A 23,575-nucleotide genomic window follows, 5' to 3' on the forward strand; every position below is an offset into this window, starting at 1 on the left:
TAAGCTACCACCGAGCTCGATGATAATAGTATGGACAGATTATGGTTTCCTATACACTACGGTTGAATCGTAAAGATTCTTGTTAGTCGAGTCAATTCAAAAATTTCCTTCACACTACCACTCAGACCTGCAATGGTAATTCCGCCGCCATTCATCAAGGCACGCTTCTGAACAGCTACCAAAACACCTAAACCGGAACTGTCGATAAATTCAAGGTTTCGGACATCGATGACGTAATGCTTGTAGCCATCCTGAATGTAGCGAAGCAGTTCTTCGCGGAGCACAGTAGACTCTTCGACATAGACTTTCCCGGAAAGGACAACATTCACCTGATCCTGAGATGCTTTAATTTGATAAAGCATTAATTAATTCTCCTTTACGGTCATATTACGTTTTGAAGCGCTCGACCACGTTTTTCAGATTGAGAGCCATATCATTCGTAATTTCTGCACCCGTATTAATCGTATCCATTGAAGCAGAAGTTTGTTGTGTAGAAGCAGAAACTTCCTCAGCGTTGGCCGCCATATTCTCGATGATGGTCGCAATCGAATTAATAAGACTAACGATTCTTTCTGAACTTGCCACTTCTTCGTCAGTCACAGCAACAATTCCTTCTACATCGGTAACGGTATCTTTGACAGCTATAAGAATTTTTTGTAACGCATCGCCAGCCTTGTTTACAACACCCATACCTTCATCTACAGCTTTACCGGTTTCTTTGGTTGCTTGCGAAGCATTTGCTGTGCTGTTTTGAATCTTGCTCAAAATATCGGCAACCTGATGGGCACCTTCATTGGATTGCTCAGCAAGCTTTCTGACTTCATCAGCAACCACAGCGAAACCTTTGCCAGCTTCACCTGCGCGTGCAGCTTCAATTGCCGCATTCAAAGCCAAGAGGTTCGTCTGCTGGGCAATTTGCGTAATCGTGTCGGTGATGGAGCCGATTTCTTGTGTATATTGTTGGAGGGTGTTCATTAATTGTTCGGTCTCTTTTGTCTTGTCTTTAATGTTATCCATCAAGTGGATCGTATGTTGAACGACTTCTTTTCCTTCCGATGCAGTATCCAGTGTGTGAGCGGAAGAGGAAGCTGCAGAAGTCGCTTTTCCTTTGGCAATCTGGATGAGGGAGGACAATTCCAGCAAGACAGTAGACGCATCCAATATCGCCTGGCTGCCGTTCTCCGATTCCCTTGCAACCTGCTGTGTGCTCTTGGCGATTTCTTCTACTGCGGATGTTACTTCTTGCGTAGAAGCCGCCATCTCTTGTGAGGTTTCGGCCAACTCATCAGTCGCATTCCTTACATTGGTGACAATCTGATTCAAGCTGCTAACCATCGAGTTGAATGATTGCGCCAATTCTCCTAATTCGTCCTTACTCTTGATATCAATTGTGGAGCCAGTCAAATCACCAGATGCAATTTCACTTGCTTGATGGGCAATTTTTCGGATCGGCGTCGTTATGACTTTGCCAACGATGACACCAATGGTGATTGCAACGATACCAGACAATCCGATTATCAAGAGCAGAACCATCCGGGTGAGGTCAAAGGATTGATTATTGGTTTCCAGTACTTTTTTGGCTTCTTGAGTTTTTAAAGCAATCAACTTGGTCAGGTCCTCACTTGCCAGCGTAAAAGGTGCTTTCCCTTTCTTGACGCCTGCGGCAGCCTCTTCGAACTGGTCGGAGCGTACCAGTCTGATATTGTTTGTTACGATTCCGCTGAATTCATTCCAGTTTTTCAAATAGGAATCAAGGATTTCCTTTTCGGCAGGTGGGATATCGAGCGAAGAGTATCCTTTGTTTAAAGCATCGATTCTCGTCAGGTTTTGTTCCGCCTTGTCCACTGCTGCCTTATCCTTGAACAAAATCGCAGTGAGCATATTCACACGGGTGTTTTCAGCCATTTTACTGATTTCTGCAAGACGGGTGACTGGCACCAATTGTGAATCATACATATGTACACCATTTTCATTCACGCTCGAAATGGCAAACGTAGCATATAAGCCTAAGCCCATAATAATAAGCACAATCGAGACATAAGAGATAATCAGTTTTAATGTAAGTTTCATCGAAGGAACCTCCAATAAAGAAAAATTCGATTACTGATGCAAGCTATTAATGACAGGTGCTTTTCTTGGCAGTAAATCGTTTTATCAATAACACTTCATTTCCATGTTGATTATAGAAAAGACAATCGGTAACCGAATTCATTAATAATAATCCCCTGCCGGACTCGTTAAACAATATTTCCTCGTAGGGATCTATAGAAGATTCTCTCAGTTTTTTAAGCAGGAAATTACCCGGAAAGCCGTCTCCATGATCTTTGATACGAATAAAAAGCGTATTCTTCCGAGAGAGTCTCATTCGAATTTGCATGAAGCTGTGAGAGCAGTTTTTATTTCCGTGCTGAACCGCATTGTTGAGAGCTTCGATAATCGCCAACTCCATGAGAAGATAGTCAGTTTGTACGTTTTTATGCAAAAACTTGGAAACAGAACAGCGAATGTGGGGCAAATCTTCCATACCATGAAATGACAACGTAATCTCTTCCATAAATTTGTTATCACCCTATCGAAATCTTCTACTCAATCTGAAAGGAGATGAGAGAAGCATCATCTAGTCGTTTTTTACTGAGGATGTATTCCCGAATTTTCTCAAAGGTAAACATTTCTTTTGTTAGGAATTCTTGCAATTCATAGGTTGGTAAATCGAAAACCCCATCAGTAAGGAAGCAGAAACAATCACCTGATTCGAACGGAATTTCATATCGAACAAAATCCACGTCTTCAAAGAGTCCCACATAAGTACCAAACGATTTGATTACTTCCGAATAATGGTGTTTGCCACGAAGGAAGAAGTTGATCCCTGCTGAACAGTAGACCAGCTTTTTTCGGGTAAAATCAAACTCAAAACAAATGACTGCGGCAAAAGTATCGTCGACAAAAAAACGATTGGTTTCTTTGTTTATCCACTTCAATTTTTCATCCAAGGGGAGATTCATCGTAGCTGCTTGATGAATCAACACTCGCAAGACAGAGGTTTGCAGTGCTGTGGATATTCCATGTCCCATGACATCAATAACGTAACCGAACAAGTGCGTATCCGGGGTGATCCAAAAATAGTCGAACAAGTCACCACTCACATATAAATAGGGCTTGTAAACAGTTCGTATGGATACCTTCTTTCCTTGATAGTCGGAGGGAAGAAGCTGGCGCTGTACTCTTCCGGCAAGGATCGCTTCTTTTCGCACGTTTTCCTGTTCAGAAATATCGCGGAATGTAGCTAAATAGTGGATGGTTTGTCCTTGTTCATTCTTGATTGCCGTTATTGTGAGCCATTCAAGATAGGATTGTCCGTCTTTCCGATGGTTCCAAATCTCTCCTTGCCAACGACCATCCAAAATGATGGAATCCCACATGGATTGATAAAAGAGGGGACCGTGACGTCCAGACTTGAGCAGCCGTGGATTTTTCCCCAGAACTTCTTCACTTCGGTAACCGGTCACAGCAGTGAAAGCCGGGTTTACAAATTCGATCGTTCCGTCCAGATTGGTTATTACTACGCCATCTCCAACATTCTCAAATGCCTTAGCAGCCAAGCGAAGTTTATCGTCAGCATTTTGCTTTTCTGTAATGTCTCTTCCGATCACCACCAACCCTTTATGAGTTGTCTCATCAGCCAAGACAGGTATTTTTATCAGTTCATACACCCGGTCCTGCCCATTTGAATGGACTAACTTTATTTCCATCGTTACAGGGGTGTTGTTGAACCAGACTTGCTCGTCCATTTTTTCACATGCAAGCATAGCCAGGTGATGGGGATGGGCGGCATGAAACAGTTCTTGAGCTGTTTTACCCTGATAATCATTCTCGTTTATCTGCAGAACTTGAAGTGCAATTTGATTTGCGTACATCCATCTTCCTTGCATGTCCTTAAAAATGGTCAGGTCAGGAAGTGATTCAAAGATTTTGAGAAGTTGTTCGCCTGTCAGCATGGTGTCCCTCCTTATGAACAAGAGACAAACGGCAAAAGAAAGCGTATTCATCCTTATTATAGAGGGTTTGTCCACGTGAATAAATCAGGAGTTTCCCTAAAAAAATGAAAAAAACTTCATACAACGGACGAATATCACAAGATTGTTACAAAGTTTTGACGGACATAAAAAAAGAGTTGATGCGTTTGTCTCATCAACTCTAACTTTCCTATTCAAAAGGCAAGGTGATCGTCACCTTTGTTCCTTTGGTCAGTTCACTTGAAAAATGGAGTTCTCCACGATGATCCTTGATGATTTTTTGGCTCACCATTAAGCCAAGACCGCTTCCTCTTTCTTTCGTCGTGAAAAAGGGTTCTCCCAGCTTGGCCAGCAACTCATCTGGTATGCCTCGTCCATTATCCTGGAAGCTTATACAAATTTGATTGCCGTTCAGCAATTTCGTTTTGATTAAAATGATGCCGCCATGGGGCATGGCTTCGATGGAGTTCTTGATCACATTCATGAAAACCTGCTTGAGATGGTTGGGAGCACAATAAATGTTTGAAATCATTGGATCGAAATCAGCCAGAATTTGAACATTGTTCAGTATTGCCTGGGTATCCAAAAGCATCATGACGTGGTTGATAATTTCATGGAGGTTTTGATGGGAGAAGTCAACCGTATTCGGTTTGGCAAGTACCAACAATTCGCTGACTATAAAATTAATGCGATCCAGCTCGGTTAACATAACTTCAAAATAGTGCTGATTGCTGTTGGATTCACGTTTTAACAACTGAACAAAGCCTTTAAGGGAAGTCAAAGGGTTGCGAATTTCATGTGCTATTCCTGCAGCCATTTGCCCGATAACCGAGAGCTTTTCTGCTTGGGCAATCGCTTCTTCGTTTTGTTTGCGAACAGTAATATCACGGGAGTTGATGATAATCCCCTTGATGTTTTTTTCTGAGTCGAAAAGCGGGGTCAGATTTGCCTCCATCAAAGACCAATCACCATTGCTATGTTGATAGCGAACCTCTGTGAAAACTGGTCTATTCGATGTTCGCAGGAGCTTGACCTTTCGGGACAAGTTTTCTTTATCATCGGGATGAATCAGTTGAAACAAGGAACTCCCGGCAAGCTTGGTTGGGTCAAATTCAAGCACGGATTGATAGGATGGAGACGCATACAAAATGTTGAGTTCTGTATCAACCAATTGAATTAAATCAGTGATATGTTCTGTAACCAACTTATATTGATCTATCTTGTCGAGTGCTGTCTCCATGCGTTGAATGCGGGATGTGACGTTATGAGCAATACAAAGAATTTGCCCTGTTTTTAGCTGATCATTCAGCAATGGAATGAACTGCATATCAAAAAAAACAGGTGTTTGATCGAAGTGAACCCACTTGCATTCATACTGCGTGGATCGCTTCGTCCGGACAGTCTCTTCCAGAATCAGTTGAAGCGAGACAGTTTCTTCTTTATGTATAAATTCATACAAAGAATGATTGATGACTTCTTGAGCGGAGAAACCAAGATGAAGAGCAACAGATTGTGACATGAAATCGATGATCCCGTTACTTTGCAATAAACAAAATAACGTGTTGGAATGATCGATCAAAGCACTGGTTATTACATTGTTAAATTCACTTTCCATGCTGGTTTTTTCCATATTAATACCTTCCAATGGGTGTTTTTTTTTCTATCCTAACCAAATTCCCTATTGAAAAGGAGAATCCTATCAAAATTCGAAAAATTTATAATTTCTTTAGAATAATTCTATTTGTTACAAAATCCAGATGTTCGGATCATCTGACAAAAATTATTGACGACGGCTGTAACCTGTTCCTCTTTACGTATACAGAGGGAGATGTGGCGTTTTATGCAGACATCATTAACAAAAACCCGAGAGAGACGCTGGTTTGTTACATGATCGATTACCGCCAGCTTGGGGACAAGCATGGCACCATATCCTGCGAGTACAGCTTGTATTGCTTGATTCATCCCTTGTAGCTGAAGACCGATGATAGGGGGATTGCAATTTTGGGCGATACAAAGTGCCTCCAGATAGCGCCTTGTAGAGCTGCCTTCCTCACGAAACAGAAATGGAATGCTAGTCATCTGTTTGAGAGTGACGTGCTGTCCCGCAAATGGGTGATCGGACGGGACAATAAACCAAAGTTCATCTTCGCCTAGAACCTCACAAGCAATTTCGGGTTCATCCCAACCACCTGCGACTATGGACATATCAACCTGATAATTCAGTAGTTGATCATAAACGAAGCGGGAATTCCCGGTCAAAACGGTTACTTCTACGTCTGGAAATGTTCGCTTGAAGGCAGCCAACCATTGGGGAAGCAGGAAGTGTGCAGGCATATGTGTAGCAGCAACTCTCAATTTTCCGACGGTTCCTTCCCGCAATCCCTGTAATTGTCGTTCCACTTCTTGCTCCCAGGAAAAGAGGCGTTTGGCATAGTGGTGGAGGGTAATACCTGCTTCTGTCAGGCGAATTCCTCTGCCTTCAGACTGAATCAGTCGGAGTTGGGTTTCTTCTTCAAGCTTGCGAACCTGTGCAGTCACGGCAGGCTGACTAAGATGAAGAGATTCTGCTGCGCGGGTAACACTCAAATGATTCGCGACTTCCGTAAAAACACGCAAGGCATGAAGGTTCATTAAATCCTCCCGATTGGAAATGATCAATTCTATTTATATATCGGTTAAAAATAACAATTAGTTAGTTTGTTTGTTATCCCTTATGCTGAAACCATCTTATAAAGGTTGTGAAAAGATGGGGACAGAAACTGTGAGGCAGATTAGTGGTTTGGCATTGATTACGGCCGTATGCTTGCTTGGAGATTCGTTTCTTTATGTGGCTTTACCTGTTTTCTGGAGGGATTTGGGGCTGCTTAATATATGGGAAGTAGGAGTGCTGCTTTCCATCAATCGTCTCATTCGGCTTCCTTTGCATCCATTCATAGGCTGGATTTACAGCCGAATTTCTATTCAGTCTGGAATCATCGTCGCCGTTGTTTTAGCAGGGGTCAGTACCATCGGTTATGGAGCGGTGCATTCATTTACGGGCTTTCTGGTTCTGCGGGTATTATGGGGAGTTGCTTGGACATTGCTTCGGCAGGGAGCATATGCCGCTATTTTTTCAGCAAGTCAATCCAGTCAGATGGGACATTTGATCGGAACGTACAATGGGTTGTACCGAGTGGGGAGCCTTGTTGGGGTATTGGTAGGGGGAATTTTGACGGAATGGGTTTCATTTTCACTAATTGTAACCGTGTTTGGTCTTCTCACCATTCCACTCGTACCAGTTGTGATGCGATACTTGCGTGTGAGCCATTCAACAGCCATTGATCCGAACACAAGTGGTAGACAGGATGTTTCTTTTGGCAGTATGAATGGTATTACAAGCTGGCAAATTACAATTGTCATCGGTACTGCATTTCTTGTAGCCATGTTGTTTCAAGGGATTGTTACTTCCTCCATCAGCCGATTAATTTCTGTCTACGTAGGAAGTATTTCATGGGCGGGAATCATATGGGGAGCAGCCTCCGTGGCAGGCGTATTGCATGCTTTGCGTTGGGGGTGGGAACCGTGGGTTTCTCCATTTATCGGAAAGAAACTGGATGCCCAGAGCAGCAATAACCGCAACCTGTTTCTAACAACAGTTTTTTTCATGAATGCTGTGCTGTTTTGTCTGGTTTCCATTACCGCATCCCACCTGCTATTTATTATCCTTCTATTGATGATTCAATTTTTTGCGACAGTTCTTACCACGTCCATGGATGTTCAGCTAAATGGGATCATTTCGAACGAAAACAAAACCGTTCTCATTTCCAGCTTTGCCTTAGCGGTTGATGCTGGAGCTGCACTTGGGCCGCTCTTAGGGTTTGTTTTGACGGAACAGCAGTTATTTGCCGTTTCAGCAGGGATATTATTCAGCTTATCAGCTTTGTGGTTTTTTTCTCAGGTGAAGAATAAACCGAAGCAAATCATCCATACTAATATCATCGAGCCCAAGTGATCAAAGGTTTTGAACGGGTCAAGTCTCTTAAGGAGGCGAAAAGCCGCAGATCATTAACTGGGTCACCCAATCGACCAAAAGTCGAAGTAGTGTGGAAATGAAAGCTTTGAGTACCTAACTCTAATTGGAGGTAGATGTGCCAAAGAGAATTAAATTTCCATCACTTTCGGGCTCGATGTAGGCCGTCTCCCTATGGAGGCGGTTTTTCTATTCTGATGCGAATAAGGTATAAAAAAAGAAGACCGCAAGACGGACGGCCTCCTTTGTGTTTATTGACTAGCGAAAGCCTTTCTTGTCCAGAGCTTCCGCTTCTTTGCTAACCGTATTGGAATTGCGCGTTTGGGAAGGGTTTTCCTTTTTGCTGCGTTCACCTTTTACGCCATTATGCTTGCTCACACGATCCAACTCCTTTCACCAAGGATTTCACCGACCTGACCTGGCAATTGTCGGTGGATATTCTTTAGAATGGCTGTATTGTTATTTCAGAATTAGTGGTAAAATAAACCTTGTGCGTTGCATAAGATGCAGTGGCATCAATATTTGTGAAGGAGTGATGTTAGTATGATATTTACTACTCATAACCCAAAGTTCTGTAATACCCATCAAGCAGGATCACAGATGTCCTCCTTTATTGGGACTCGTAAGTAATCCAATAGGTGTGAGGGTTCTTCTGTGATCCAAAGAAAAATCGATCACATGGAGGAATCCTACTTGATAGTAGAACAATTAGGCTGGACACCAGCGTTAGAAGAACAATTTAAACCTTATCAACAACAAGGATTTGTAGCAGGGCGAGTCGCTCTGGAGCATAAGCATATGTATCGGGTGTATTGCGAAAGCGGTGAAATGTTGGCGGAAATCTCAGGGAAAATGCGTTTCCGTGCTGAAGGCAGGGAAGATTATCCTGCCGTGGGTGACTGGGTTGCTCTGTCTGTTCGTGAAGATGAGCAACGGGCGACGATTCAGGGCATCTTGCCGAGATTCAGCAAGTTTTCACGGAAAATAGCGGGCAGTGTCACAGAAGAACAGATTGTCGCAACCAATGTGAATACCGTGTTTCTCGTCAATGCATTAAACAATGACTTCAACCCGCGAAGAATCGAACGCTATCTGATTATGGCTTGGGAAAGCGGAGCAACTCCGGTCATCATCCTGAGTAAAGCAGATTTGTGTGATGATGTGGATGAAAAAGTGAGGGAAGTCGAAGCTGTTGCACTAGGTGTACCGATTCATGTTATTAGTACATTTCAAGATACTGGGTTAGACTCACTACGTTCTTACCTGCAAGAAGGCCGAACTGTTGCATTGCTTGGATCGTCCGGTGTGGGGAAATCGACACTGCTCAACTACTTGTACGGAGAATCCATACAGGAGGTCCAGGAAGTTCGGGAAGGGGACGACCGTGGAAAACATACAACCACCTATCGAGAGCTTGTACTGATTCCCGATGGTGGACTGATTATTGATACGCCTGGTATGCGGGAACTGCAATTGTGGGAAGCAAGTGATGGCTTGCAGGAAACATTCGAAGACATCGAGACGATTGCATCTGAATGCTATTTCACGGATTGTAACCATCAAAAGGAGCCAAACTGTGCAATCCAGCAAGCACTTGCCGATGGAACGCTGGATCAAAAGCGATACGACAGCTACTTGAAGCTTCAGCGGGAGCTGGCTTATCTAGCCCGCAAGGATGATCAGCGAGCGCAATTGGCTGAAAAAGAAAAGTGGAAGAAAATCCATCAGGCGGCAAAGAAACAAAAGAACAGGCCATAAAAGACATAGAGAGTCTCCGAGTGTTTATGCTCGGAGGCTTTTGTTTTTTTGTATGTAGAAATTTATAGGTTTGAGAGCTTCGCCCGATGTAGTCACCCTTGCCTATCAAGCTGACATACACTACCTACAGAACAGGTAGGGAGGATTTGGAAACATGACCAGACCGATCATTGGGATTCTGACGTGGAGAAAGGATAAGCGATTTCAGGAGCCGGTTTATTTTCGCAGACTCATCCAGGCAGGCAAGGAATTAGGGGCAACTGTGTTTTTGTTTTCTCATCAGGATGCGAACCGTGAAAAGAAACAAGTTAGAGGATTTATCCCGAGTCCAAGTGGCGGATGGGAAAGTCGCATCTTTCCGTGGCCCGATGTTGTGATTGATCGCTGTCGCAAGAGAGAGCCAGGGTATTTGCCATTTCGGAAACAAAAATTATTTGTCTATGCAAACAGCACCTACACCAACAAATGGAATGCTACAAAGCTGTTTCTTCAGGAGAAGGCGTTGAAGAGCTGGCTGCCAGAGACATGTGAGTATTCAAAAGTGAAATTGCAGGAGATGCTGAAAAAGTATCGTGTGCTATATATCAAGCCCGGTAATGGAACCGGCGGAAGGAGTATTCTGAAAGTCTCACGAGACTATCAAGGATACTCCATACTGGGTCGGAATCGCAATCTGGTGAAAAAATCAAGTTCCTTTTCTTCATTAGAATCACTGAGCAGTTTCGTCGGACGTTGGGTTCGGCAGGAACAAATCCGTGACGGAAACTTCATGATTCAACAAGGAGTTAATTTGGAGCTGGTTCCTGATCGTGTAGTCGACACTCGACTGCTTATTCAAAAAAACAGTCAGGGAGTATGGGAAGTAACCGGTATGGGTGTCCGGGTCGGGGGAGCAAATAGTTCAACCTCCAATCTGCACGGCGGGGGCAAAGCCTTATCATTTGAAGACTTCATTACGAAAAGATTTGGTGCTGAAAGGTTGAAAGAGATTCAACAGGAATGTCATGAACTGGCCTTTCAAGTGGTTCATTCCATTGAAAATCATTTTGGTCGAATGATGGAATTTGGCCTGGATATCGGGATTGATGTGGACGGGAATATTTGGCTTATTGAAGTGAACCCCAAGCCGGGAAGAGAGATTTTCAAAGAAATGGGGCGGCCAAATCTTTATCAAGAGGCAATCCGCAAACCAATTCAATATGCCTTATCGTTAGTGAAAGCTTCCAATCCATGATTTGGAAGCTTTTTTAGTTATTTAGTCTCACAAATGAACCCGAGAGCGTGTCGATAGCAGGAACCCGTACATATAGGACTATCTCTTCAAATCACAGAATGGGAATTTTTACGACCTTATCAATGGCAGATTTCCTACATTATCATGGATGAGTAACCAGTTCCGAGGAAAAAAACATCACAGTCAGGAGGAAAGAGAATGACGAAACAAGATTGGTTAAAAAAGTCATCGATTGCCGTCATGCTAAGCACATCCCTGTTGATGTTCGCTGAAGGTGGACAAGCTTTTGCAGCAGATACAACTGAAGTGGTAGCAAGTGTAGATGATTCACTGAATACCGCACAAATTATTTCACTGGTCCGTGAGCAAATTGGTAAGGATTATAACAAAAACTCAAATGGGCCAACACAGTTTGATGCTGCAGGTCTGGTCGCCTACGTATATGGCAAGGCTGGCATACACGTTGAGGATACAGTAGCAGCCATTTACCGTACTGGTGAAAAAGTGTCCAAATCTTCGCTCGAACCAGGAGATATCGTATTCTTCAAAAACGGGACAAACACGTACCCGTCCTATTGCGGGATCTACGTCGGTAACGATAAGTTCGTCTATGCTGCGCAAGGTCAAGACGAAGTAGTTGAAAAGAAACTGAGCTGGTTCTCTAACAGCTACCTGGGTGCACGTCGTCTTCATTCGGTTGAAACACCAGAGTTGCCAGTAACACCACCGCCAACTACGACTCCAGCTCCTACGCCAACTCAACCGACTCCTACCAATCCTGGTACTATCAACACGCAACTTGGTCAGAAATTGATTGTGACAGGAGAAAAATACCTTGCTGTGCCATATAAATTCGGCGCAGACTGGAATGACAATCAAGGAAAGTATTTTGACTGTTCTGGCTTCACACAACGTGTATTTGCGGAGAACGGGATCAAACTCAGCCGTGGTGCACGAGCACAATCACAGAATGGAATAAAAGTTTCACGCAAGGATTTGCAAGTAGGCGACCTTGTATTTTTCTCCACGGGTGCAACGATGAAGTATGATGCGAATTCGATTAAACGAATCGGGCATGTAGGTATTTATGCGGGGAACAACAGAGTTCTTCACACCTATGGAAAAGGTGGCGTCCGTTACAGTACGATGAGTAAAGGCTGGTGGGATGACCACTATGTTACGGCTACCAGAGTGATCAAATAAATTTAAACTTTTTCCAAGCAGGGGCACTTCAAAGTGTTCCTGTTTTCTTTTTAAAGAAAGGGTTATTCGTAACAAAAACAGAATATCCTAAGTCGTGGAATAAGCAGAAAATAGGAATTTTGCGGAGGTTTACTATGAGTGATCAGAAGCAGCAGATACCTGAATTAGATGATTTGATAAACAAGTTTACTGAACTCCTAACCGGTGAAAGTAATCCAGACCGAGTAGAAATGATTAAAACCTGGTGCATATACAGCCATATGATGAAGGTGATGCCTCCACTGATCCAGCACTGGGGAAGTGAGCCGTCACATCAGGAGGCGAAAGCTCAGATCAAACAAATTTTTGATCAGATTAAACAGTGGAATCAGGAAAAAAATAATCGCTCGTGATGCGTGTGTTTACAGGAAGTTTTTCATTCGTTTAGAAAGTTTTTCTATGTTACTATGGAAGAGATAGATAATGGAGGAAGTGACAACATGCGCTATGTTAATATCGAACAAGTTGAATCAGGTGATACGCTTGGTCGCAGCATTTATAGTAGTGACGGTTTGACTTTACTCCAGGCGAATGTGCAGCTTACTGTCGGTATGATTCATAAGCTTCGCCGTTTTGGAGTGACCATGTTGTATATTACTGACTCTAACTTTTCCGATGTGGAAATTGAAGATACAGTAACGGACGAGACGAAGAGGGAGGCGATCTCCAATCTCTCTTCAGCCATACAATGTGTACAATCTGGTAAGGGTGTGGATTTGAGAGGGATTCAAAAGTCGATTTCTAATATCATTGATGAGACTCTCCGTAACCGTAAAGTTCTCTTGAACCTGAATGACATACGAACTTCGGATAACAGTTTGTTTATTCACTCGCTCAATGTTTGCATGATGGCAACTACGATTGGCATCGGTTTAGGCTACAATAATGCACAGCTAAAGGAACTTGCATTGGGAGCCTTGCTTCATGATATGGGAAAGGCAATTAAAGAGGATGGTGATTCTTCAGCATCAGGACTAGCTTCAGAAAATCATCACACCTGGCTGGGATTTAATCTCCTTCGCAAAAAACATGAAATGAGCATTGTATCTGCTCATGTTGCGCTTCAACATCATGAATGGATAAACGGGGCAGGTATTCCTCGAGGGCTTTCGGGTGCTGAGATACACGACTTTGCTAAAATTGTGGCAATTGCCAATTACTACGATAACCTGATTTCTCCTTTTTCTGAGGAAGAGACATGTCATCCGTATGTCGCTTGTGAAAAAATCATGGCATTGGCAAACATCCGCTTCGATCACGACATGGTCATACGTTTTCTACGGTCGATTGCCATGTATCCGACAGGGTCTTCATTGAAGCTGAGTACAGGCGAAGTGGGAGTCGTGATTGATCAAAATCGTGGACTACCATCCAGACCGATTGTGCGTGTCATCAAGAAGGAACGCTCCCGCAGTCAGCGAATGGAAGACGAGCACGACTTTACGGATATTGATCTGGCACAAGAAACAACTGTCTTTATCAATGGAATGCTAGAGTAGTGGACATTGTCGAATTTAAGATAGAAAACACGATATTTTTTCATGTATCAGTCTGTTATTTCTACAAATTTCGTCATGTTGCTACTGTTATAATATAGGTAATTCAATCTCTTTTTCCTCTATTTGCGCACTTATCTCAGAAATAAGTAGCGCTCTTTTTTTTTGCCAATAACTTCCTAGGTACAAATGGTTCATTCTTGCCGAAAATAGAAATAACAACCTTTTCATAATCTTTCCTCCAAGTCCGATCCTACCAGTCGGACTATTTTCTTGGTTTCGGTCCCCGCCCGCGAGCGATAGCTTGTGTCGGGTGGGTTTTCTTGAAATGGGTTGCTTTGCCTTGATTACCAATCAATTACCTTAGATAAATCCATGACAGTTGGTTTATAATCTGCTTGTGACATTTTATTGCTTCTGACAACCCGATGCGATGCCCGGTGTTGTCTTTTTTTTTATCCAAAATAGGGTATAATAATAGATAGTAAAAATTTATTTATTAGCAAATTGCAATCTCGATATAGACTTTTTTTGTTATTTTTGTAAAAGTAATAGAGTGAACTTTTATTGTGTACTAAGGGGGAAAAACGGGTGGCCCGTGTTCTAATCGTAGATGACGCTGCTTTCATGAGACATATGTTGGCTCAAATGTTGGCAGGAACACATGAGGTATGTGGAGAAGCAAGCAATGGGTTAGAAGCAATCCAGAAGTACAAAGAACTTCTTCCTGATATCGTAACTATGGATATCACCATGCCTGATATGCAAGGTATTGATGCAGTACGGGAAATCCTGGCTATAGATCCAAAAGCAAAAATTTTGATGTGTTCAGCGATGGGACAACGTCAAATGGTACTGGAAGCGATGAAAGCGGGAGCAAAAGATTTTATCGTGAAGCCATTCCAGAAAGAGCGAATTTTAGATGCAATCGGTCGCTGGGTATAAATCAAATTAAGCATAAAACAACAAGCTGCTCATCTGGAGCAGTTTTTTTGTATAATAAAGTAATGAAACAGTACGGTTTGTGACGAGAAGAGGATGTGAAGAACTTGTGCAATCAGGATATTTCGATCATTTCCAGCACGCTGATATCGATGAGATTGCCGATGTGATTGGTGAGCTTTTGCAGAATCCGATTACAATCGAAGACGCAGATCATAAATTAATTGCCTACAGTTCTCACGGTGAAAGTACGGATCCTGCCCGCTGGTCAACCATCATGGGGCGTCGGGTTCCTGAGAAAGTGCTTACCCGCCTCTGGAAGGACGGAGTATTTCAACAATTGTTGACCCAGAGCGATCCTGTTCATATTCCGGCAAAAGATGAAGTGGGGCTGGGAAAACGTATAGCCATTGCAATTCGAAAAGGAAATGACGTATTGGGTTATATTTGGGCCCAGGAAGTAAATCGATCATTTCAGCCAGAAGACGATGATATTTTGAAAGAAGCGGCCAAGGCGGCCGTTTCTCGACTTGTCCATCGTCAAGGAAAAAGGAAAGCAGAAGAACAGAGACGCAAGGAATTCTTTTGGGAACTGTTGCTTGGCAACCATGCGAGTGAAGCTGTTATCAAGCGAAAGGCAGAAGCACTGCAACTCAGTATTCCTACGCCATTTCTCGTCTGTATTATAGAAGCAAGTTCCCCTCAACTGGAGCAGTATCTCTATCCTTTGATGATTCGAGACAAATTGCTCTGGGTGATGGATGGTCATCAGTTAATTATTTTGATGGGCATGCGATCAAGAGTCAGGGAAGGAGCCTCCATTTTTCACGATGCAGATCAGTTTCTCCAGGAGTCAACCGGTCGAGTCGGAGAGCGCACCGAAGGACAAACCAGCGGTGTGTACGGGCGAACGTATCAATCCACCATTGATATCAAGAGAAGCTATCAGGAGGCACTACAAGTTCTGCAAGTCAGAAGACTATTTCCTGAAGAGACAAAGAAGGTCAAAGGTTACCATGATTTGGGAATCTATCGCTTTTTGTCGCAACTCAAAAAATGGGGAGATACGGAGCATTATGAAAATGAACGCCTGGTCCGATTGCGCAAATATGATCAGGAGCATCAAAGCAATCTGATCGAAACACTGGAGACCTACCTGGATGCAGCCGGTAAGGTGAATATAACGGCACAACGGCTGCACATCCATATCAATACACTCAGCTATCGCCTCCGCCGTATGGAAGAAATCATGGGTGTAGATCTGGATGATATGAATCTGCGCACTACCTTGTACCTTGATTTGAAGCTGGAAAAGTTAAGCAAAGAGACACAGAACTGACAAATGCGTTTGTGAAAAATCACAAATAGAGAGAATAATAAATCAAAGGAATCACCAATGAGTAATGGCCAAAAACGCTGTACAATGTGGGTAATACAACGTTGTTTGCGTATAAAAGGAGGACATTATTCATGATCGTGGGAATTCCTAAAGAGATAAAAAATAATGAGAACCGTGTAGCGATTACCCCTGCAGGTGTAACAGCTCTCGTTCAAAATGGACATGAAGTGTTGATCGAAACCAACGCAGGTCTTGGAAGCGGTTTTATCGACAGCGACTACACTGCGGTAGGAGCAAAAATCGTTCCAACTGCTGCTGATGCATGGGCTGCTGAAATGGTTATGAAAGTAAAAGAACCACTTCCAGCAGAATTCGGATTCTTCCGTGAAGGTTTGGTGCTTTTCACATATCTTCACCTTGCTCCAGAGCCTGAATTGACTCGTGCTTTGATGGAAAAGAAAGTAGTTGCGATTGCATACGAAACCATTCAATTGGACAATGGTGCATTGCCACTTCTTACTCCGATGAGTGAAGTTGCTGGACGTATGTCTGTACAAATCGGTGCACAATTCCTTGAAAAACAATACGGTGGTAAAGGAGTCCTTTTGGGCGGCGTACCAGGCGTAATGAAAGGCGAAGTAGTAATCGTAGGTGGCGGTATCGTTGGTACGAATGCTGCGAAAATGGCACTTGGTCTTGGCGCTAACGTAACGATCCTTGATGTAAGCGCAGATCGCCTTCGTCAATTAGACGATTTGTTCCAAGGTCGTGTACAAACATTGATGTCTAACAGCTTCAATATTGCCAATGCTGTGAAAAAAGCTGACCTTCTCGTAGGCGCAGTTTTGATCCCAGGTGCTCGTGCTCCTCGTCTGGTAACAGAAGAGATGGTAAAATCCATGCAGCCTGGTTCCGTAATCGTAGATGTAGCAATCGACCAAGGGGGATCGATCGAGACAATCGACCGTATCACAACACACGACAAACCAACCTATGAAAAACACGGCGTAATCCACTATGCAGTAGCCAACATGCCAGGAGCAGTTGCTCGTACATCTACTTGGGCTCTTACCAATGTAACAACTCCTTATGCTGTTCAGCTTGCAAATGGATACCGTGATGCCATCAGAAACAACCGTGCACTTGCAAAAGGTGTTAACGTAATCGATGGTAAAGTAACATACAAAGCAGTTGCTGATGCGACAAACCTTCCATATGAAGCAATCGAGAATGTTCTTCTCGTGACAAACTAAATTGATGAGAAATAACGAGAACCGCCTCAGGTAACTGAGACGGTTCTTTTTCATGCAGAATTCTATGATTCTCCAAGGGATTGTGATATGCTCGTATGCAGATAAAAGTGAATGGTAAGGAGTTGGCAGGATGTACCGCCTTGTGAGAAATTTTTTATTTAAAGTAGATGCAGAAGAGGCTCATGAGCGTACGATCTCAGCACTTCATCGGGCGCAAAACACCTCGGGAGGACTTGATTTCCTTCGCCTGTTATATGGGTATAAACATAAATCTCTACAGATCAATCGTTGGGGGATAACGTTCCCCAACCCGGTTGGACTTGCAGCAGGATTCGACAAAAATGCTGAGGTTTATCACGGATTAACCGCACTTGGTTTTGGGTTTGTTGAAGTAGGAACGTTAACACCAATTTCCCAGCCGGGCAACGAGAAACCTCGGCTCTTTCGTTCGGTTGCAGATGAAGCGGTCATTAACCGTATGGGATTTAATAACTTGGGTGCATATGCAGCATCCCAGAATTTAATCGACTACGCAGCTTCTGATGTACCGATTGGAATTAACATAGGCAAGAACAAGGTAACACCGAATGAAGAGGCTGCCAGTGACTATGAAAAGTGTCTCGATATGCTATATCCATATGGGCACTACTTTGTCATCAACATCAGCTCTCCGAATACTCCCAATCTCCGTGACCTCCAAGAAACCGAGAGCTTGCGCATGTTGCTTCGAGCGATCCGCAGTAAAACACAGGAGTTGGAGAAGCGAGGAAAAGCCAAAAAGCCGATTTTGCTCAAAGTCGCACCTGACATGTCTGATGAACATATGAGAGATGTTGTTCATACGGCGATTGCAGAAGGCATCGAGGGAATCATTGCAACCAATACCACATTGTCTCGTGAAGGATTAACCAATCCCAAGATCGCTGAACAGGCTGGAGGCTTAAGTGGACGACCACTCACTCAGCGCTCCACAGCTTGGGTCAAGGAGATTTACCAAGAAGTTGGTGACAAGGTGCCGATCATCGGAGTAGGTGGTATCTTCAACGGCGATGATGCTTATGACAAAATAAAAGCTGGTGCCAGCCTGATTCAAGTGTATACAGGGATGATCTATGAAGGACCTGGCATCGCCAAATCAATTAACAAACGACTGGTTCAATTACTGCAAAGAGATGGTTTTACTTCAATAGAACAGGCAATTGGCATAGAAAGCCGCAAATAAACAGGCTATCGGAATCAAAAGGGGAACCTTTGGAGGGAAGAAGATGAAAATTCTAGTACTTGGTGCAGGTGCTGTTGGAGGGTATTTCGGGGGCCGTCTGGTACAAAAGGGTGTAGATGTTACTTTCCTCGTCAGAGAAAAACGACAGCAACAACTAGAAAAACATGGGCTGATGATTCGGAGTATTCATGGGGATGCCCATTTGAATGTACGTGCAATCCGCAGTGGAGAACAAGTTGAACCATATGATCTGATCATCCTGACAACCAAGGCTTATCATTTTGAAGAAGGAATAGCCAGTATCGCTCCCTATGTGGGCAAGCATACATTGATCCTTCCACTGCTAAACGGCGTTGCTCACATGGACCGACTGGTAGAGCGTTTTGGCAAAGATAATGTCCTCGGTGGACTATGCTTTATCGAAACCACGCTGACGGAAGCGGGTGAGGTTGTCCAGACCAGCAAGCGTCATGAATTTACGTTTGGTGAGTGGCAAGGAGAGAACAGTGAGCGACTCCAAGAGCTGGCTGAACTGTTCTCTAATGCAAATGCAACCTTCACGCTGAGTACTTCTATTGTGCGAGATATGTGGCATAAATATTTATTTATTACGACATTATCCGGAATTACCACTTTGATGAATGCGGCGGTAGGTCCAATTCGAGAGGCACAGTTTGGCAAAGAACTGACCCTACAGCTTGCCGAGGAGACAGCAAGTGTAATGAGGGGATTGGGTGCGCCGATCGATGAGGATATTGTAACAAAACAGATGGAGATGTTCTGGAAGCAAGCGGACACAATGAAAGCGTCGATGTTGCGAGATATGGAGAAGGGACTTCCAGTTGAAGCAAATCACTTGCAAGGATATTTGCTTCAGGCGGCAAAGCGTCTCCAGATCGCAACTCCACTGCTGCAAATTGTGTATACGAATCTTGCAGTTTACGAAAATAAGCGTTCTTCCCGAAGCTGAGGCATACTATAAAAACCGAAAACAGGAGGGGATAGCTGGTGGAAGTCATTAAAATATCACCACGTGGCTATTGCTATGGAGTTGTAGATGCAATGGTTCTTGCAGCGACGACTGCGAGGAATTTTGATTTGCCAAGACCGATCTATATTCTGGGCATGATTGTACATAACTCTCATGTCGTGGAGGCATTCAAAAAAGAAGGGATTGTTACCCTTGATGGAGACGACCGTCTGGGCCTTCTTGATCAAATTGACAAAGGCACAGTTATTTTCACAGCGCACGGAGTTTCACCAGAAGTACGCAAAAAAGCTCGTGAGAAGGGCTTGACCGTAGTGGATGCCACATGTCCTGATGTGACTAAGACGCATGATCTTATTCGGGAAAAGGTTGCAGAGGGATTTGAAGTCATTTACATCGGCAAGAAATCACATCCTGAACCGGAGGGGGCAGTAGGGATCGCTCCTGATAAAGTTCACCTTGTGCAAACACTGGAGGATGTCGAAAAGCTTACCTTCACTGATGAGAAGCTGATTGTGACAAATCAGACAACCATGAGTCAATGGGACGTCAAGCATTTGATGAATGCCATTATCGAGCGCTACCCGCGTGTAGAGATTCATAATGAAATCTGTCTCGCAACACAAGTACGGCAAGAAGCAGTAGCCGAACAAGCAGGTCAATCCGATTTATGCATTGTTGTCGGTGACCCGAGAAGTAATAATTCCAATCGGTTGGCACAAGTAGCAGAAGAGATTGGTGGGGTACCAGCTTACCGGATTGCTGATTTGTCCGAATTGGATCTCACTTGGCTCCAGGGAAAAACCAAGGTGGCCGTTACTTCTGGTGCTTCAACACCTACACCGCTCACCAGAGAAGTGATTACATTCCTTGAACAGTACGACGAAACGAACCCAACCACTTGGGAGAAAAACCGCACCGTCAATATGGACAAAATTCTTCCCTCGGTAAAAGAGTAAAAAGTACCACAAATGATGGCAGCGGCGAGCATACCTATACTCGCCGCTTGATTTGCTTATATGTTAGAGAGGTACGGATGTTAAGAGAGAGAAGGAGAGTTACAAATGGATAGTGTGGGTGGAGCTTCTCAGAAAGATAATGCCTCAACCCGGGCGTATCTCGCCTTAAGTGGATTATATATGAGTATTTATTATGGCCTCGGAGCGTTATACCCGCTTATTTCCCAATATTACAAATCGATACAGCTTACAGGCACACAAATCGGAACAATCAGTTCAATAACTCCGCTCGTTTCGATTGTATGTCAACCGCTTTGGGGAATGATTTGCGACAAGTATCAGATCAGAAAGCCGGTATTGATTACTACACTGTTGATCACCGCGGCCATTTCGCTGATATTTACGTTAATATCGACGTATGCTTGGGCATTGTTTCTCTTTGCGATTTTCTCTGTATTCCAATGTGCTTTGGTGCCTATTTCCGATAGTCTCGCCTTGAACTTTGCCAAGCAACAAAAAATGCAGTTTGGCAACATTCGCCTGTGGGGTGCTGTGGGCTTTGCAGTAGCAGTGTTTTTTACCGGTTTGGGAGTTGCTAAATGGGGACCACATGCAATCTTTTATTTCTTTTCCATTGCTTTAATTTGTTCGTTGTTTTTCCTGCGTAAAATACCGGATACCTCCACTGCATTTAGTACAAATCTGTTCCAAGGGTTGGGTCAGTTGCTTCGATTGCCTCGCTATATTTTATTTATCATCAGCTCGTTTTTTATTTTCGGAGCGGTAAACGCCAACAATATCTGGTTTTCTTTGTATTATCAACACATCGGTGGGACGGTCTCGGGCATTGGTCTGGCTTTCCTATTATTTGCAGGCAGTGAAGCTCCTTTTATGAAGGTTGCCACCTATTTTGTACGACGCTGGGGTCTGGAGTTGACTGTACTGCTAGCCGGTACCGTCTCTGCCATTCGCTGGCTGTGGTATGGTACAGCACCGAGCACCACCACGATCCTTGCATTTTTCTTCATACAAGGAATTTCCGTCGGTTTTTATTTGGCTACCGCTGCCCAGTATGTTAGAGAAAATACGCCTGAGTCATTGCAGGTGACAGCGCTAGCGATCTTTACCTCAGCCGGGCATGGGCTAGGTTCAATGGCATGCAACCTGATAGGTGGAATTATCATGGACAAATGGGGAATACTGTCTACTTATACGTTCTTTGGAATGGCAACAATCGTAGGGCTGGTTCCCTTGGTTTATTTAATCGTCAAGGCACCTCGAAAACCGATTTTGTGATGGTATTTCTTTGAGTGGGAGCGTTGTTAGCCGAAGAGGGCTTCACGGAAAAGTTGCTGTGCAAAAAAAGCAGCAGTACGGTAAGCACGAGAGCAATGAGCGGATAGCGGTATTGCAGCCAATAACCATGGTTTTTATTCAAACCAATCAGCTCCTCAAAGAGAAATGGATACCAGTTATCGTTAGTTTACCCAAAAAAGGGCTTCCTACACTTTTGTAGGAAGCCCTTTAAAATTTTTATGCAAATGGAGCTTTCGAAGAAAATTTAGTAAGGAAACTGGCTGGAGTAGCCGCTAAATTGCTGGGAAGCCTGTTGCAGCTTTTGTTGTTCTTCTGCCTCCAGCTTATACCAGCCCTTTTGGAACATGATGTTGTACAGTTCTCTTGCACTTTGATGCGTTTCCATCAATATTTGCAGCATATCTGCATGAAGCTGCTCGTGGCTTGCTTCCCGTACTGCAATGTTAAAGCTGTCAGTCAGGTACTTGCAAGTAGCCAACGCATCATTAATGTAGTCCCTGTCATTCATTTGCGGGCCTTTAATCTGTGACAACTGGCCTGATTGCGGATTGGAAATCTGCCTGTTTTGACTGGAATTCACCGTTTTCTGCCCCCTTACTGATTTTGCTGTGTCTGCGGAAGAGTCGCCATGACAGCATCGTTGTTCACGTTCAGATGGTTGAGCAGCTTTTGGTAATGCCGCTGATGCATCTGTCCTGTTTTCTCAAGCACTTGCTTGATTTGGGGGTCAGTAACCTGCTGGGCAAAAGCATGCAGCTTTTTGAATGCCAACAGTTCCCACGAAAGGGAATCCTTCAAGTACATCGAGTCCTTCGTTGTGATTACACGTGGTGGAACTGGAATCGGAGCCTGTGTTTGCGCTGCCGGTGGTGTCATAATTGCTGGCAATTGTGCCATCTCCTTTCAGAAGGTAAGGAATCGCCATACACCCAATAGAATAGGCAAACACAAGCTGATTATGCAATTGTGCCTTTCGTTAATTGAAGGGAATTGATCTGAATGTCAATGCTTGCTGGTGCAATGTTCAGGCAGTAGGTTGCTTCTTCATAAAGTTCCCGCTGCAATCGCCTAATGACCGGTTGAATTGGGCTGCCAAAAGGAAGCCGTAACGATAAGGAAATGGTAAAACGCGGCAGGTCCTCAAAGGTGTAGACCGTTTTATAAACCTGGAGAACTTCCGGATTACGGTAGCAGGCGAAATGAACGATTTTTTTCAGTACCTGCTCATATATTTGGATACGACCACCCGAGAAGGTCGGATGCACGACAGTAGTCTCGCCGATGAGTTCTCTTTTGGGAGACAGGATTTTTTGAGCAGATGAAATCAGTCTATGCAGGAAATCTTTCTCAACCTCGACTCGAGGGATGGGAATCACGTGTTTTCCTTGTGTTTCACGGACATACTGTGCGGCCTGAATTTCTTCCAACGGCTTTACAGCTTCAATCGGGATGTACTCTTCAACGGGAGGAAGGTTAAGTGCATCAACAATACGTTCAATCATGCGCAGGGAGGTTCCCAGAATCAACAGGCGCTGGATCGGCAGATGTTTGATCGCTTCGGTGACCGTATGAGAGTGCTCAGGATAATGAAAAATAGCTCGTTTTACTGCCTGAATCTTGGTGTTCTCATACTTTGCAGAGGTTCCTGCCACTTTGCGCCCTTCAAAAATAAGAATGCCATCATCAATAATCGCATCGATTTTCATCTGATGTGCGAGACGTAGTGCTGTTGTGCTTTTGCCTGTTCCGCTTGTGCCATAGAGCGCAAAAACCTGCATGGAATCAATTCCTCCTCAATTACCC

The 23,575-nt window shown here is 43.8% G+C and carries 24 protein-coding genes; 14 read left to right on the plus strand and 10 right to left on the minus strand.

What is annotated here, in order from left to right:
• Window positions 1-56: 56 nt before the first annotated feature.
• The 6 genes from ACPW7N_RS21990 to ACPW7N_RS22015 all read right to left on the minus strand — a co-directional run bounded on the left by ACPW7N_RS21990 (window position 57) and on the right by ACPW7N_RS22015 (window position 6,644).
• Window positions 57-362, minus strand: coding sequence for an STAS domain-containing protein (locus ACPW7N_RS21990; protein WP_425653467.1), 306 nt, complete (start codon window positions 360-362; stop codon window positions 57-59).
• Between the two features lie 25 nt (window positions 363-387).
• Window positions 388-2,070, minus strand: coding sequence for a methyl-accepting chemotaxis protein (locus ACPW7N_RS21995; RefSeq protein ID WP_425653468.1), 1,683 nt, complete (start codon window positions 2,068-2,070; stop codon window positions 388-390).
• A gap of 46 nt (window positions 2,071-2,116) precedes the next feature.
• A complete protein-coding gene (locus tag ACPW7N_RS22000; RefSeq protein ID WP_425653469.1) occupies window positions 2,117-2,554 on the minus strand; it encodes an ATP-binding protein in 438 nt (145 codons plus the stop codon).
• A 28-nt stretch (window positions 2,555-2,582) separates the two neighbouring features.
• On the minus strand, window positions 2,583-3,995 hold the full coding sequence (locus ACPW7N_RS22005; RefSeq protein WP_425653470.1) for a SpoIIE family protein phosphatase: 1,413 nt from the start codon (window positions 3,993-3,995) through the stop codon (window positions 2,583-2,585).
• 208 nt (window positions 3,996-4,203) lie between these two features.
• Window positions 4,204-5,643 carry a PAS domain-containing sensor histidine kinase gene (locus ACPW7N_RS22010; RefSeq protein WP_425653472.1) on the minus strand — a complete coding sequence of 480 codons (1,440 nt, stop codon included), beginning with the start codon at window positions 5,641-5,643 and terminating at the stop codon, window positions 4,204-4,206.
• A gap of 107 nt (window positions 5,644-5,750) precedes the next feature.
• Window positions 5,751-6,644: a LysR family transcriptional regulator gene (locus ACPW7N_RS22015; protein ID WP_425653473.1), complete on the minus strand. Its 894-nt coding sequence runs from the start codon at window positions 6,642-6,644 to the stop codon at window positions 5,751-5,753.
• Window positions 6,645-6,759: 115 nt separating this feature from the next.
• On the opposite strand from ACPW7N_RS22015, the gene ACPW7N_RS22020 reads away from it, so the two are divergent.
• From ACPW7N_RS22020 to ACPW7N_RS22045, 6 genes are all read left to right on the plus strand, one after another.
• Window positions 6,760-8,004 (plus strand): MFS transporter, encoded by a 1,245-nt coding sequence (locus tag ACPW7N_RS22020; RefSeq protein WP_425653474.1) that lies wholly within the window; start codon window positions 6,760-6,762, stop codon window positions 8,002-8,004.
• 696 nt (window positions 8,005-8,700) lie between these two features.
• A complete protein-coding gene (gene rsgA, locus ACPW7N_RS22025) occupies window positions 8,701-9,780 on the plus strand; it encodes a ribosome small subunit-dependent GTPase A (RefSeq protein WP_425653532.1) in 1,080 nt (359 codons plus the stop codon).
• 154 nt (window positions 9,781-9,934) lie between these two features.
• Window positions 9,935-11,014, plus strand: coding sequence for a YheC/YheD family endospore coat-associated protein (locus ACPW7N_RS22030; protein WP_425653475.1), 1,080 nt, complete (start codon window positions 9,935-9,937; stop codon window positions 11,012-11,014).
• Window positions 11,015-11,212: 198 nt separating this feature from the next.
• Window positions 11,213-12,217, plus strand: a complete 1,005-nt coding sequence (locus ACPW7N_RS22035) for a C40 family peptidase (RefSeq protein WP_425653477.1) — start codon at window positions 11,213-11,215, stop codon at window positions 12,215-12,217.
• Between the two features lie 134 nt (window positions 12,218-12,351).
• Window positions 12,352-12,609: a DUF2573 family protein gene (locus ACPW7N_RS22040; RefSeq protein ID WP_425653479.1), complete on the plus strand. Its 258-nt coding sequence runs from the start codon at window positions 12,352-12,354 to the stop codon at window positions 12,607-12,609.
• Between the two features lie 87 nt (window positions 12,610-12,696).
• Entirely contained in the window at window positions 12,697-13,755 is a 1,059-nt protein-coding gene (locus ACPW7N_RS22045; protein WP_425653480.1) for an HD-GYP domain-containing protein, read from the plus strand.
• An 87-nt stretch (window positions 13,756-13,842) separates the two neighbouring features.
• Here the strand turns inward: ACPW7N_RS22045 and ACPW7N_RS22050 are convergent, their stop codons facing one another.
• On the minus strand, window positions 13,843-13,983 hold the full coding sequence (locus tag ACPW7N_RS22050; RefSeq protein ID WP_425653482.1) for a hypothetical protein: 141 nt from the start codon (window positions 13,981-13,983) through the stop codon (window positions 13,843-13,845).
• Window positions 13,984-14,343: 360 nt separating this feature from the next.
• Between ACPW7N_RS22050 and ACPW7N_RS22055 the strand changes: the two genes are divergently transcribed.
• The 8 genes from ACPW7N_RS22055 (at window position 14,344) to ACPW7N_RS22090 (ending at window position 21,971) form a co-directional block, all read left to right on the plus strand.
• Window positions 14,344-14,697 carry a response regulator gene (locus ACPW7N_RS22055; RefSeq protein ID WP_425653484.1) on the plus strand — a complete coding sequence of 118 codons (354 nt, stop codon included), beginning with the start codon at window positions 14,344-14,346 and terminating at the stop codon, window positions 14,695-14,697.
• Between the two features lie 106 nt (window positions 14,698-14,803).
• Entirely contained in the window at window positions 14,804-16,033 is a 1,230-nt protein-coding gene (locus ACPW7N_RS22060; protein WP_425653486.1) for a PucR family transcriptional regulator, read from the plus strand.
• 131 nt (window positions 16,034-16,164) lie between these two features.
• On the plus strand, window positions 16,165-17,286 hold the full coding sequence (ald, locus tag ACPW7N_RS22065; RefSeq protein ID WP_425653489.1) for an alanine dehydrogenase: 1,122 nt from the start codon (window positions 16,165-16,167) through the stop codon (window positions 17,284-17,286).
• A gap of 130 nt (window positions 17,287-17,416) precedes the next feature.
• A complete protein-coding gene (locus tag ACPW7N_RS22070) occupies window positions 17,417-18,508 on the plus strand; it encodes a quinone-dependent dihydroorotate dehydrogenase (RefSeq protein ID WP_425653491.1) in 1,092 nt (363 codons plus the stop codon).
• 43 nt (window positions 18,509-18,551) lie between these two features.
• The gene (gene panE, locus ACPW7N_RS22075; RefSeq protein WP_425653493.1) at window positions 18,552-19,478 is read left to right on the plus strand and encodes a 2-dehydropantoate 2-reductase; all 927 of its coding nucleotides are present in this window, start codon (window positions 18,552-18,554) and stop codon (window positions 19,476-19,478) included.
• Window positions 19,479-19,516: 38 nt separating this feature from the next.
• Complete coding sequence (locus ACPW7N_RS22080; RefSeq protein ID WP_425653494.1) at window positions 19,517-20,455, plus strand: 4-hydroxy-3-methylbut-2-enyl diphosphate reductase; 939 nt, start codon at window positions 19,517-19,519, stop codon at window positions 20,453-20,455.
• A 105-nt stretch (window positions 20,456-20,560) separates the two neighbouring features.
• A complete protein-coding gene (locus tag ACPW7N_RS22085) occupies window positions 20,561-21,751 on the plus strand; it encodes an MFS transporter (RefSeq protein WP_425653496.1) in 1,191 nt (396 codons plus the stop codon).
• 10 nt (window positions 21,752-21,761) lie between these two features.
• The gene (locus ACPW7N_RS22090) at window positions 21,762-21,971 is read left to right on the plus strand and encodes a hypothetical protein (RefSeq protein WP_425653497.1); all 210 of its coding nucleotides are present in this window, start codon (window positions 21,762-21,764) and stop codon (window positions 21,969-21,971) included.
• A gap of 45 nt (window positions 21,972-22,016) precedes the next feature.
• Here the strand turns inward: ACPW7N_RS22090 and ACPW7N_RS22095 are convergent, their stop codons facing one another.
• Genes ACPW7N_RS22095 through ACPW7N_RS22105 form a run of 3 tightly spaced genes read right to left on the minus strand, consistent with a single transcriptional unit; the run spans window position 22,017 to window position 23,550 of the window.
• Window positions 22,017-22,352 (minus strand): spore coat protein, encoded by a 336-nt coding sequence (locus tag ACPW7N_RS22095; RefSeq protein WP_425653499.1) that lies wholly within the window; start codon window positions 22,350-22,352, stop codon window positions 22,017-22,019.
• A 14-nt stretch (window positions 22,353-22,366) separates the two neighbouring features.
• Entirely contained in the window at window positions 22,367-22,669 is a 303-nt protein-coding gene (locus ACPW7N_RS22100; protein WP_425653501.1) for a ferritin-like domain-containing protein, read from the minus strand.
• A gap of 59 nt (window positions 22,670-22,728) precedes the next feature.
• Window positions 22,729-23,550 (minus strand): nucleoside/nucleotide kinase family protein, encoded by an 822-nt coding sequence (locus ACPW7N_RS22105; protein WP_425653503.1) that lies wholly within the window; start codon window positions 23,548-23,550, stop codon window positions 22,729-22,731.
• Window positions 23,551-23,575 lie beyond the last annotated feature (25 nt).

The organism is Brevibacillus nigriterrae, assembly GCF_049846925.1.
In the GTDB taxonomy this organism is placed as follows: Bacteria; Bacillota; Bacilli; order Brevibacillales; family Brevibacillaceae; genus Brevibacillus_H.